14 protein-coding genes are annotated in these 12,865 nt (G+C 43.4%); 6 read left to right on the top strand and 8 right to left on the bottom strand.

Going from position 1 to position 12,865, the window contains the following annotated elements; all coding sequences use genetic code 11:
• The first annotated feature begins 1 nt into the window (after position 1).
• On the top strand, positions 2–472 hold the full coding sequence (locus DW640_RS10740; protein WP_008767739.1) for a GAF domain-containing protein: 471 nt from the start codon (positions 2–4) through the stop codon (positions 470–472).
• A gap of 113 nt (positions 473–585) precedes the next feature.
• Here the strand turns inward: DW640_RS10740 and DW640_RS10745 are convergent, their stop codons facing one another.
• The 7 genes from DW640_RS10745 to DW640_RS10775 form a co-directional block, all read right to left on the bottom strand.
• Positions 586–900 (bottom strand): chaperone modulator CbpM, encoded by a 315-nt coding sequence (locus tag DW640_RS10745; RefSeq protein WP_008767738.1) that lies wholly within the window; start codon positions 898–900, stop codon positions 586–588.
• 14 nt (positions 901–914) lie between these two features.
• On the bottom strand, positions 915–1,880 hold the full coding sequence (locus tag DW640_RS10750; protein ID WP_055300324.1) for a DnaJ C-terminal domain-containing protein: 966 nt from the start codon (positions 1,878–1,880) through the stop codon (positions 915–917).
• 185 nt (positions 1,881–2,065) lie between these two features.
• A complete protein-coding gene (locus DW640_RS10755) occupies positions 2,066–3,769 on the bottom strand; it encodes a lipid A phosphoethanolamine transferase (RefSeq protein WP_117578087.1) in 1,704 nt (567 codons plus the stop codon).
• Positions 3,756–4,952, bottom strand: a complete 1,197-nt coding sequence (locus DW640_RS10760; protein WP_081029931.1) for a BamA/TamA family outer membrane protein — start codon at positions 4,950–4,952, stop codon at positions 3,756–3,758. The genes DW640_RS10755 and DW640_RS10760 overlap by 14 nt, the downstream gene beginning before the upstream one ends.
• 89 nt (positions 4,953–5,041) lie before the next feature.
• Positions 5,042–6,055, bottom strand: coding sequence for a low specificity L-threonine aldolase (locus DW640_RS10765; RefSeq protein ID WP_117578089.1), 1,014 nt, complete (start codon positions 6,053–6,055; stop codon positions 5,042–5,044).
• A gap of 52 nt (positions 6,056–6,107) precedes the next feature.
• Positions 6,108–6,482: a hypothetical protein gene (locus tag DW640_RS10770; protein WP_008763239.1), complete on the bottom strand. Its 375-nt coding sequence runs from the start codon at positions 6,480–6,482 to the stop codon at positions 6,108–6,110.
• 10 nt (positions 6,483–6,492) lie between these two features.
• On the bottom strand, positions 6,493–7,041 hold the full coding sequence (locus tag DW640_RS10775) for an RNA polymerase sigma factor (protein ID WP_016266920.1): 549 nt from the start codon (positions 7,039–7,041) through the stop codon (positions 6,493–6,495).
• A gap of 155 nt (positions 7,042–7,196) precedes the next feature.
• On the opposite strand from DW640_RS10775, the gene DW640_RS10780 reads away from it, so the two are divergent.
• Entirely contained in the window at positions 7,197–7,613 is a 417-nt protein-coding gene (locus DW640_RS10780) for a DUF6249 domain-containing protein (protein ID WP_008763237.1), read from the top strand.
• 83 nt (positions 7,614–7,696) lie between these two features.
• On the opposite strand, the gene DW640_RS10785 is transcribed toward DW640_RS10780, so the two are convergent.
• The gene (locus DW640_RS10785; protein ID WP_011108003.1) at positions 7,697–7,915 is read right to left on the bottom strand and encodes a winged helix-turn-helix domain-containing protein; all 219 of its coding nucleotides are present in this window, start codon (positions 7,913–7,915) and stop codon (positions 7,697–7,699) included.
• A gap of 236 nt (positions 7,916–8,151) precedes the next feature.
• Between DW640_RS10785 and DW640_RS10790 the strand changes: the two genes are divergently transcribed.
• The 4 genes from DW640_RS10790 to DW640_RS10805 all read left to right on the top strand — a co-directional run bounded on the left by DW640_RS10790 (position 8,152) and on the right by DW640_RS10805 (position 12,417).
• A complete protein-coding gene (locus DW640_RS10790; RefSeq protein WP_117578091.1) occupies positions 8,152–9,891 on the top strand; it encodes a thiamine pyrophosphate-dependent enzyme in 1,740 nt (579 codons plus the stop codon).
• A 178-nt stretch (positions 9,892–10,069) separates the two neighbouring features.
• On the top strand, positions 10,070–10,987 hold the full coding sequence (locus DW640_RS10795; protein WP_117578114.1) for a DUF2157 domain-containing protein: 918 nt from the start codon (positions 10,070–10,072) through the stop codon (positions 10,985–10,987).
• Complete coding sequence (locus DW640_RS10800) at positions 10,971–11,927, top strand: DUF4401 domain-containing protein (protein ID WP_008763233.1); 957 nt, start codon at positions 10,971–10,973, stop codon at positions 11,925–11,927. Before DW640_RS10795 ends, DW640_RS10800 begins: the two co-directional genes overlap by 17 nt.
• On the top strand, positions 11,914–12,417 hold the full coding sequence (locus DW640_RS10805; RefSeq protein ID WP_117578093.1) for a GDYXXLXY domain-containing protein: 504 nt from the start codon (positions 11,914–11,916) through the stop codon (positions 12,415–12,417). Before DW640_RS10800 ends, DW640_RS10805 begins: the two co-directional genes overlap by 14 nt.
• Positions 12,418–12,865 lie beyond the last annotated feature (448 nt).

Below are 12,865 nucleotides of genomic sequence, written 5' to 3' on the forward strand. Positions count from 1 at the left end.
GATGGCAGAAAATTTACTGATTCACACAGGTAATAAAGAAGAGAAATATCGTGAACTGCTTCCACAGCTACAAGCATTGGTAAGCTCGGAAACGAATCGTATCGCCAATCTGGCAAATATTGCCGCCGCACTGAAGCAGACTTTCCACTTTTTCTGGGTCGGCTTTTATATGGTGGAAGGCAACGAACTCGTATTAGCACCGTTTCAAGGTCCCATCGCCTGTACACGCATTCGTTTCGGCAGAGGAGTTTGCGGCACGGCATGGAAGGAAGCGCAGACGCTGATTGTTCCTGATGTAGAGCTGTTTCCCGGTCACATAGCCTGCAGTTCCGATTCCAGGTCAGAGATAGTAGTACCTATTATAAAAGAAGGAAACGTCATCGGAGTGCTGGATATAGACAGTGATACAACGGACAGCTTTGATGAAACGGATGCACGCTATCTGGAAGAAATCTGCACGTACATCAGATAGTTTTCTTTGTACTGTAACGGTCCGAATAAAACAGAGGCTCTGATCTACGTGAACAGAGCCTCTGTTTGCTATAAATAGAGCCTTCGTTTGCATCAAACAGAGGCTTCGTTTTTTTACCAGTCCGCTTCCTCTATTTCCCTTTCCCGAAACAACAGAAGTTGCTTGCGGAGGGAAGTAATTTCACGTCTCATATCGTCCATTCTTTCCAGCATATGATGAATGGCGTCAATGCCTTCCATATTGATGGATAAGTCATAGTACATCCGACTATAACGTTCCACGTTCGGAAGTTCAGAAACAAGCAGATAATGCTTGCCGGCTTCGGTACGTACATTAATCAAACCACCTTCTTCCAACATCTCAATGAATGAAGGTTCAATATGACACTTTTGACAGTATTCACTGACAATAATTAATTCGGTCTGCATAGTGCTCATTCATTTTAGTTCATACTCTGTAATTGACGGAACAACTCCTTCTGCGCTTCTGTCAGATTCGTCGGAATCTTGACGGAATAGGTAACAATCAAGTCACCGAATTGTCCTTCTTTCTTATAGACCGGGAATCCCTTGCCTTTCAGACGCACTTTCGTTCCATTCTGAGTCTCCGGTTTGATCTTCAGTTTCACTTTACCGTCCAGCGTATCAACGACTTTATCACCACCCAATACAGCAGTATAAAGGTCTACTTCCACGTCTACGTACAAGTCATCGCCCAAACGCTTGAATACAGGGTCTTCGGCAATGACGAAAGTGATATACAAGTCCCCGGCCGGACCTCCGTTCACACCTTCAGCTCCGTAACCTTTCAGTTTAATCACCTGCCCGTCGGCCACACCTGCGGGAATGGTAATACGTACTTGTTTACCATTGACAGTCAATATCTGTTTATGCGTCTGAGCAGCATCACGAAGTGAAAGATGAAGCTCCGCATTAAAGTCCTGTCCACGGAATCCGGCAGAACTTTGTCCCCTGCCCTGATGTCCGAACATCGATTCGAAGAAATCGGAGAAACCACCGGCATTACCTCCGGAGAATCCACCGCCACCGTCGGACGAATACCAATACGTTCCGTCACCATCAGAGAATCCCTGACCGCCACCACCGAATCCGCCAAAACCTCCGGCACCTCCAAAGCCACCGGCTTGCTGCCGCGCTTTTTTCTGAGCTTCAAACTCATCGGCATGCTTCCAATGCTCCCCATACTCGTCATACTTCTTACGCTTCTCAGGGTCACTCAGTACTTCATTGGCTTCATTGATTTCCTGAAACTTGTCCTTCGCACTTGGGTCATTAGGGTTCAGGTCAGGATGATACTTCCGGGCCAACTTACGAAAAGCCTTCTTTATATCATCCTGAGAAGCACTTTTGTCAACTCCAAGAATCTTATAATAATCTATATAAGCCATGTTTTATGAATTTAATCGTTCATACTTTTATATCGCAAATAACACGCCAATCATGCTTTTGGATATAAGAATTAACAAGGATTAATGAATAAGTAATAGGTAATAAGTATTAGGTATTAAGTATTACACCGTAGCCGTACAGGCAAAGCTTTACGAAGCTACGATTAATACTTAATACTTATTACTTAATACCTAATACCTAATACTTGACATTTCTGGAAGTCAGGCTGTTTCATTCCCAGATCATCCAAGGGGCGTGGTTCGTTATGGTCATTCAGATATACTCTCGGCTTCATGGTGTAAAGAGGGCTGACTACAGATGAGGAATCGTTGCGGTAAGAAGTTTGCACTCCGCCCAGTTCCAGCATGGTAGGAAAGAATGAACAGCTGGAAGATACGTCTTTATCCTTATTCCCGGTCACGGTTTGCCAATGTTCGGGATAAGCTTCCCGATAGGTGTCGGACATCCATATCAGAAACGGAACATGAAGCTGATAGTAAGAAGGAACCGGAGAAGCATGAAGGAACAGATGACGGGAATCGTCAAAAATATCCTCTCCATGATCGGAGGTGTAGAGCATTGCAGCATCCACGTGCTGTTCTTCGAGCATATGAATCAGACGTGACAGAAAGCCATCTGTATAGCGGATGGTGTTATCATAGGCATTCACCAGGTTATCACGGTACTTCACTTCCGCTTCTACCGGATAATCGGGCAGAAAGAAAGCGTCTTCCGACGGATAACGTTCACGATAATTGAAATGTGAACCGTATGTATGAAGTACGATAAACTGTTTCTGATTTCCCTTGGATAATTCTTTCGCTACTAATGCCAGCAGTTCATCATCAGAAGGATTGTAGGCGGAATCCAGCGAATCTTCTTTTATAAAATCGAATGTATCGGCTTCCTTTCCGAAGAAATCGATAAAGGAATGATTATAGCGCTGGTTGGAGAAAAAGGCTGTCTGATAACCTGCCTCCTTAAAGGCCGTGATGATTCCTTTTTGATGGTAGATGGAGTCGAAGTTACAAGCTGTAATATCCGACATCAGCATGGGTACGCTTTTATGGGTGGTATTCGACTCTGTCAGGACTTTGGAGAACGCAACAATTCCCGGTTGACGGGACAGAAGCGGATTCGTCTCCCGCTCATATCCGTAGAGTTGCCAGTTCAATGCGCGGGAAGTCTCTCCCACTACCATTACATACACTTCACGCTTGTCCGCCGGATGAGTGGCTTGGGCATGGAAAGTAAAATCTTTCGAGGTATGACGGTAATTTTGCGTCAATGCCGTACGTTGAAAAGCGAGTCCCACATTATAGCATACATTGAGAGGATAAAGATCGGATTTCAGTTCATAGCGGGAGTCTTCCCAGTAAGCTCCGCCCAAGGTGAGAAGAGAGATTCCAAGCAGGATGAAGGCTCTCTTCCGTTCTCTGTGAATAAATGCCACAGAAAGCCGGCGCTTGCGGATAATTGAAATCATGCCCAATATCAGAGCAGGAATGTAAAGTATGACTACGGTGACTATGGCCGGTAATAAGTTGTCCAGCAACTCCATCGCTTCACTCGAATTGGTGGTTACCAGATTCAGAAACATATCTACAGCGATGATGGACTGTCCGAACAGATAAAGCAGCACAATCTGAAAGGCGCCGAAAAACAGGAAGATGAACAAAATCCAGAGCATCTTGCCACAGTTGCGGGACAGAGTCATCAGCAGATAGTAACAGGCTAAAGGCAACAAGACGTTGCTTACTTTCGCCATCAACGGCAAGGGTTCTGTGAAACACAGAACGATGTTGGGCATTATCAGGATGATCAGAAACAAGTAAAACAAATGTTCCTGATTTTCAAACCATTTCTTTATGTTCTTAAAAAGCTTCATTGATATTAAATATAAATCCAGTCTGGTGCTTGCCAAACCCTAAATCCAAACGTACATTTACTCTCTTCTTAAATTCCCAGCGATAGCCGAAACCATAATTAGGAAGGATATGCTTCGGCGTAAAGTCGGAGAAGCGCGGAAATACAGTTCCCGCTCCTGCCCATACAGCCACTCCGTTTCGTTTCCATACATGCTGACGGAGTTCTATCTGTGCATCCATCGCACATTTATCACGATAACGCCCTTCATAATAACCACGCATTGAGTAAGAACTTCCGAGGGTTGCCATCAATCCCCACGGAGGATTGCCATAGTTCAGTAAAGTGTGAAACTGTCCTGCAAGGACTCCGCCTTTCCATACCGGATGATAATAGCTGGTTGTCAGTTCCGTACTGCTAAACGCATATTTATTACCGAGAAAAGCCGGGCTAAACCGTTGGTCTATCCGCAAGTAATATCCCTGATAGGCATTGGTCAGATAATCACGGGAGTCATAAAGAAGGGAAAGGCCGAGACTCGTATTAGTGGTCCGTGCCAACATTCCTTCCCAAAGTTCCGGTTTCTCAAAGTCATGCCCGTCTATATAATCAAATACAGCCATCGGTCCGATATAGAAACTTTTCGCTACACGGAACATGAAGTCGACTTTCACTTGTGCCTGAAAGCGTTTGTAGTCGCTTTCATTATCAGAGTTCGCTCCATTATCATATCCCCTTCCCCAATAAAGACTGGGGAAAGAATAAAAATAAAGATTATAATTCAACCGGTATTTCTCTTGCGGGAACAAGTGATTGCCTCTTACTCCCAACAGATAAAATCCAACAGTAGAGACATCTCCATAAAGAGAAACATTCGAAGGGGGAAGGATCGAATCATTGCGGTCTGTACGATACAGCCCCGCCGCCACCAATCCAAGACCGAACTTGGTATCACTGGAATAATGAGGACCGCCAATCACACTGAAATCGAACTTTTTATTTTTCTTTTCCTTATTGGCGTCATTAAAATAATCAAGAAACTTCTTAAAGAAACTACGCTTTGTCTGAAGCGAGTCTGAGGTTGCCACAGAGACAGAATCTACCGGCACATCTTTACCCATAGAATCAGTCTGCGCACTTATAGTGGTTTGTGTCAACAACAATAGCGCCAATAATACAAGTCCGTTTCGTCTAGCATCCATCATAATAAAAGCAATATTACGGGGACAAAGTTAGCCCCAAACTTTTTATTACAACAGTATTACAGGCGCTTTTGTTGTTCCATTCTTCTCCTTTAACGTCTCAAAAGTCGAATAAATTGATTCACATCTTCTTCTGTAGTGTCAAAAGAAGTCACCAGGCGGATTTCGTTATTCGCTTCATTCCAGAAATAGAAGAAATAAAATTCCAGCATTCGGTCGATAGCCGGACGGGGCATAGTCAGAAATAACTGGTTACTCTCCGGCTTCTGAGTAAAGGTGACTTCCGGCAACTCTTTAAGCGCCTGATAAAGCTTACCTGCCATAGCATTAGCATGAGCAGCATTCTTCAGCCACAGGTCATTCGTCAGATAGGCAGTGAACTGACAAGAAAGGTAACGCATCTTGGAAGCCAGTTGGGCAGATTGCTTCCGGACAAAACGGGCTTCCCGTTGCAGGTCCTTATTAAATATAATCACACATTCCCCCATCATCAGTCCATTTTTTGTTCCGCCGAAACTAAGAATGTCAATTCCACAGTCTACAGTCAGCTCTTTGAGCGAAAGATGAAGGGCGGCACAGGCATTGGCAATCCTTGCTCCGTCCATGTGGACATACATACCGTTCAGATGGGCAAAGTCAGTCAGACGTTTCAGTTCTTCGGGTGTATAAATCGTTCCGAGTTCGGTGCATTGGGAGATGTAAAGCGCACGGGGTTGCGAATGATGCTGGTCGCCGAAGCCGTGCAGATAAGGCTGCATCAGTTCGGGAGTCAACTTACCGTCGGAGGTGGCAATCGGCCGGATCTGACAACCTGTCATTTTCACGGGAGAGCCGCACTCGTCTACATAAATATGGGCAGTTTCCGCACAGAAGATTGAATGATACGGACGCGTCATTACTTGTAAAGCCACCACATTGCTGCCCGTGCCATTGAATACAAACAGGGGAACACAGTCCGGTGTAAAGGTTTCTTTTATCTTGGCTACGGCTTCTTCCGTCCATTGATCATCACCATAACCCAACGCATGATCTGCGTTGGCCCAGCTCAATGCTTCCATCACCAACGGATGCACACCGGAATTATTATCAGAGGCAAAACTTCTCATTGTTTCTTCTTGTTTCTTCACATTGTTTTAATTGTCATGCAAAGTAACAGAATTATTTCCAGATATACTTCTTGCGCAGCCAATAATCTAATCCGAGCAAGACCAATGCAAGGAGTGCGATATAGACATAAAATCCAAACAAAGAAGAATCCTGCCGGACATTCATTTGCGGCATCACATCGGCAAAGTTAAATTCCAGATAGAAAGTCAGCACATAGACACCCAGCCCTACCAACGCCAAAGCCGATATCAGCAAAGCTGCCCAACCGACTCTCGTTTTCCGCTTCGTCTGCTTCTCAGCCTCCTGATGAACACGCTCCATCATCCGATACGAAAAATTGGAAGACAGTCGTTCCGTTTGCCTCCGTTCCAATGCTTGTTTCAGCATATTGCCCGTATTCTCGTTTATCTTTCTTTCCTCTTCCATATCCTCTCTTCTATTTATTATTCATCAATACACAAATCTTTTTCCGGGTACGATGAAGCCGTACTTTCACATTACTGATCGAAAGTTTCAGTACCTCACCGATCTCTTCCATTGACTTTTCTTCATAATAAAACAAAGTAATCAATGCTTTCTCTTCCCCGCTCAACTGATCTATCGCCATCCCCAAACGAACCAATTGTTCTTCGGTTTCTGCCGGAGCAAGCACATTGTCCGCCATCTCATCGGGTACATTGTTAATCGTATTCTCTTCTATATAAAGAAACTCCTGTTTCTTTTTCCGGGTAGCCGAGATAGCGGTATTGTAAGCGATGCGATAAATCCATGTAGAAAAACGGCACTCGCCTTTATAACGATTCAAGTTGCGGAAAGCTTTCAGAAAAATATCCTGAAGCAGCTCCTCCGCATCTTCGGGACAACCGACGATCTGCACCACCAACGTATACAACGGACGACTGTAGCGGTCAAGAAATACGGAAAAGTATTCCGTCTCTCCATCCAGTATGCGTTCGATATAGTATGATTCGTCTTTCTGTTCCATCTTGACTCTTTAGACGCTGCCCGTTACAAAAGGTTACAGTCCGGGAAAGGAAAAATACAGGATTATAAATTATCCGCTTTTCAGTGTAACCTTTTTCCGTCCACTGCGTCAAACGATACAAAGAACGAAAATATTCACTTAAAAACAGTATAATTATGATGGATTTTATCACCATTCCCTTGGTCGTAGGTACTATTACATTAGGAATCTACAAATTATTTGAACTTTTTGTATGTAAGAAAGAGCGGATAACCATGATTGAAAAGCTGGCTGACAGAGTCAACACAGGAGAAATCAACAGTAACTTATCCCTCAACCTTAATTACTCCCGCTCCCGATTTACCTTCGGTTCTTTAAAAAGCGGTCTGCTGATGCTTGGAATAGGATTAGGTCTACTGGTCGCCTTCTTTATCTGCATCAACTCATTTCCGGGATACACCGCTTCCAGAAACTGGGACGTGGAACGTCAGGCAAGTGTCGTGTATGGCGCATGCGTACTTCTTTTCGGTGGCGCAGGGCTGCTGGCAGCTTTCCTCATCGAAATGAAAATACAGAAGAAAGAGAAGGAATAAAATACCAAAATCCCCGAAGCCTCATCTACAAAGATGTAACTTCGGGGATTTAATCTGTTCTCATTAAAACATCAGACATTCTTTCATCCAATATAAACATTTACGCAGAGATATACATAAAGTTCCTCATCACACTGATCGAACTCTATCTTATTCTCTTTCGATAACCAGCCCAGAGCGGCACCCAATTCTTTATCCTTCAACCCGGACTTTCTCTTTAAGGTACCATAGCCCCATTTCTCATTGTTGCTCAGCAGTTGCCAGACTTTACCAGCATACACACCGATTTGCTTTCTATCCATTTTCTACAGCTATTAAGAGGTTATAAACATTAGGTTAAGATTTCGCCTATAAAGATAACAAATGGATATCACAATTGTTCCCTCCCCGATGCTAAAAAGTTGTTACAAAATTATTTTTAACATAAAACCTGCGATGTGTACCGACACAACGGACTTATTAGCATATGTTAAAACAGAACTTTTCTTGGCATACATCTGTTATTACATTAAGAATCAATCCTAAACCTATTAGAAATATGGCAAAAAAAATAGCAGAACAACTGATCGATACATTAGTTGAATCGGGCGTAGAGCGCATCTATGCCGTGACTGGCGATAGTTTAAATGAAGTAAACGAAGCTGTCAGAAAAAACAATAAGATACAATGGATACATGTACGGCATGAAGAAACCGGAGCCTATGCCGCAGCAGCCGAAGCTCAACTGACCGGACGGATAGGATGCTGCGCAGGCAGTAGCGGACCGGGTCATGTTCACCTCATCAATGGGCTATATGATGCACAACGCTCAGGAGCACCGGTCATTGCCATCGCTTCCACCATCCCCAGCGGAGAATTCGGGACTGAATATTTTCAGGAGGCCAATACTATAAAACTCTTTAATGATTGCAGCTACTATAATGAAGTGGCAACTACTCCGGGACAATTCCCGCGTATGCTTCAATCAGCCATTCAGACAGCCATTACCCGAAAAGGGGTAGCTGTTGTAGGCTTACCGGGAGACCTGGCCAAAGCATCTTCAGTTTCTGTCGAATCTTCGGTAAAGAATTATCCGGCTCCGCCTGAAGTCTGTCCGGCGGAAGAAGACTTGGTACAATTGGCGGAGTTGCTGAACCATCATAAACGCATTACTCTTTTCTGCGGCATCGGCTGTCGGGGAGCACATGAGGAAGTGATCGCGCTTTCCGAGAAGCTGAATGCTCCTGTGGTATATACTTTCAAAGGAAAAATGGAAGTACAATATGAGAACCCTTATGAAGTCGGAATGACCGGACTGTTGGGAATGCCTTCCGGATATTACAGTATGCACGAAGCCGAAGTACTTCTTATGCTCGGCACAGACTTTCCTTATTCCGCTTTCCTGCCCGATGACATCAAGATAGCACAGATAGATATCAAACCCGAACGGCTCGGACGCCGTGCCAAAGTGGATATCGGACTTTGCGGAGATGTAAGAATGACTATTCAGGCATTATTGCGTATGCTGGACCCCAAAACTGATGATACTTTCCTGCTGAAACAACTGAAAAGATATGAAGGAGTAAAGAAAGACCTGGCAGCCTATACGGAAAATAAAGGAGATATAAACAAAATCCATCCGGAATATGTGATGTCCGAGATTGATAAACTGGCATCGGACGATGCAATATTCACCGTAGATACCGGAATGACTTGTGTATGGGGTGCACGTTATCTGCAAGCTACGGGAAAGCGGCATATGCTGGGTTCTTTCAATCATGGTTCTATGGCAAATGCTTTACCACAGGCCATCGGGGCAGCACTGGCCTACCCCGACCGTCAGGTAGTGGCGCTCTGTGGTGACGGAGGTCTGTCGATGACTTTAGGAGATCTGGAGACCGTTGTTCAATATAAGTTACCGATTAAGATCATTGTCTTCAATAACCGCTCCCTGGGAATGGTAAAACTGGAAATGGAAGTAGACGGCCTGCCGGACTGGCAGACAAATATGCTGAATCCGGACTTCGCGCAAGTAGCCGAAGCAATGGGAATGACAGGCTTCAATGTCAGCAATCCGGAAGAAGTACTGACTACTTTATTAAATGCATTCGAACTGGATGGTCCGGTACTGGTAAATATCATGACCGATCCGAACGCTCTTGCCATGCCTCCTAAGATAGAGTTGGGGCAGATGGTAGGCTTCGCCCAGTCCATGTATAAACTGTTGATTAACGGACGCTCACAGGAAGTGATCGATACTATTAATTCGAATTATAAACATATACGGGAAGTCTTCTGACAGTTCCTTCTTCAACGATATTTATCCTTGCACACAGACAAGATGATTATCTTCAGAAAGGTATAATCTGATCTCATTACAGACTAACAATGAATCAGATTCTGCCTTTTTTATATATCCAACCGAAAGATAATCATTTTATTTTCTTATGTTTGTAATCATCAAAAAAGAAAAGTACATGGAAAAACCGGACTCTTCACTCCTATTCAGGCAACCGATGTATGCCGATAAAAAACAATGGAAACAATTTCTTTCTATTTTTCTGTTAGCAGCAGGCGTTGGTTTTACGGTAGCAGGAATTATCTTTTTCTTCGCCTATAACTGGGAAGATCTTCCCAAATTCGCCAAACTGGGAATCGTACAAACATTGCTTGTTGCATCTGTTCTGCTAACAGTATTTACCCGATGGAATATACTTATCAAACAGATAATCCTCACCGGAGCCACATTCCTTGTGGGTACACTCTTTGCCGTATTCGGACAAATCTATCAGACAGGCGCTGATGCGTATGACTTATTTCTGGGCTGGACACTGTTCACCATCCTCTGGGCATTCGCCATCCGTTTCACTCCGCTCTGGCTGACGTTTATCGGACTGCTCTGTACTACCATATGGCTATACGCTATGCAAATAGTGCCGGATAACCAATGGGCAGTCACTTTACTGACCAGTGCAGTAACCTGGATTTGCGCTTCGGCAACGGTCGTCACAGAATGGATGAGTATCAAAGGTACCCTCAGCCGACAAAACCGTTGGTTTGTCAGCCTGCTTTCTCTGGCGACCATTGTGCATGTGACTTATCTTATGATGGCAGTAATCTGCGAAAAGGATGCAATCGTATCCATTCCGCTCGCAAGTACCGTTCTGCTGTTCTCGGCAGGGTTATGGTTCGGATGGAGACAAAGGAATTTATTCTATCTTTCCGCCATTCCTTTTGCCATACTGATGATTTTACTATCCCTGTTTATCTGTCACAGTAACCTTAGGGACGTCAACATATTCCTCCTCTCAGGAATTATTGTTATCACCGGTACCACTTTATTGATTTATGCAATCCTTCACCTAAAAAAACAATGGTATGGCACAGAAGAGTAACCTGACAATCGAAGTCCTTTCAATTATCGGAGGAGTGCTGACCGCTATCTTCTTTCTGGGATTTCTTGTACTTTCCTCCATTCTCCGGTCCGAAACATCCTGCCTGATTGCAGGAAGTATCCTGATCATTACTACTTTATTTGTCAATCGCCTCCTGACCAAACCTTTTCTGGATGCGATGAATATTACATGCTACATAGCCGGATGTATATTAGCCGGTTATGGAATGAATAGAAACATGGATGTCCTCTTTATTGTACTGATAGGGATCAGTGTAGTAACGATGCTGTTATCCAAAGGGTTCATCCTGACCTTCCTTTCGGTAATCTCATTCTATATGGCACTGTTCGGAGAGATAACGAATTTATTCTCTTCACTGAATCCGCTGAATGTGGCTGCCGTGCCTATTATAGCAATTTTCTTATTCGTCAATCTATCTGAGACAAAAATACTCAGCTATACGAACGGGGATTTGTCTAAATATAAACCTATTCATTCCGGTCTGTTCGTATCTTGTGTCCTTTCATTGGCCGGGTTGTCTGTCAATTACTTGACAAAAAGCACAAATGACTGGATCATATCTGTTTTCATGTTGGTGGGTATCCTTCTGATGGTTTATAAAATCGTGCAGGTGATGCAGGTTAAGAGTCCGGTACATCAGGTGTGCATCTATCTTCTTTGTATCCTGATCTGCTTTCCCAGTCTGCATGCCCCTTATCTATCGGGCAGTATCCTGCTGATACTGATATGTTTTCAGTACGGTTATAAAGCTGAGTCCGCAGTTGCGCTCCTCCTCTTCATCTATTCCATATCCAAATATTACTATGATCTGGATATCACCTTGCTGACGAAATCGATCACCCTGTTCTTTACGGGAATCGCATTGCTCATAGCCTGGTATATTTTCACTCAAAAAAAGACAAGACATGAAAAAATATAGCCGAATACTGATTATCGCTAATTTAATTCTTCTTCTGGGATATTTTAACTGGTCTGTTTATCAGAAAGAACAGACGCTGAAAGAGGGACAACTCGTATTATTGCAACTGGCTCCTGTCGATCCCCGTTCGCTGATGCAAGGAGATTATATGAGACTTAACTATAAAGAAGCAAATTCCGAGTTGATAAACAGACAGAAAGCTAAACGCAGTTATGCTGTGCTCAAGCTTGACAAGAATCACGTCGGAGAAATAATACGTCTTCAGGAATCCCTTGAACCAGTAAATGAAAATGAGATCGTCCTGAAATATAAAACAATAAATGGCAGGTTATTCCTCGGTGCCGAATCCTTCTTTTTTGAAGAAGGACAGGATTCTGTCTATAATCGTGCCGCCTATGGTGGATTGAGAGTAGATAATAAAGGACAGAGTTTACTGGTAGGGCTGTATGACAAGGATTTCCGGCAGATTAAGCCGTACAGAGGCAAATGATAATATACAAAAAGAGGGTGTCCGAAAGTGAAGTGCCCCAAAAAAATTTGGACTGGTTAAACATTATCCAGTTATAGAAAGAAGATGTGTCAAAAGTAACTAAATTCCCCTCCTTCAGGAAGGAGGAGAGTTTAGAATGATCAAACAAGGGCTTCACCCTTCACCTTTTCTTTGAAACCCTTTATTCATCAATGATAGCGGGTGAAAGGAGGTACCTTCACCTCTCTCTTCAGACAAGTCAGATACAATCGACCACTCATTTACATACAATCAATAGGATATTTAAAAACAATCAATAGGATGTTTAAAACAAACATTGAGAAGAAAAAAATAATCTATTAGCATCTTTCCATTAAGGTTATAGCTAATGCAAATATCATTATAGCAAAAATAAATTAGCTTATAGCAAAATGAATAATACTTTCATGAACGAATGTCATTTTCAGTT

It is taken from the genome of Bacteroides sp. AM23-12 (assembly GCF_003434395.1).
In the GTDB taxonomy this organism is placed as follows: domain Bacteria; phylum Bacteroidota; class Bacteroidia; order Bacteroidales; family Bacteroidaceae; genus Bacteroides; species Bacteroides thetaiotaomicron.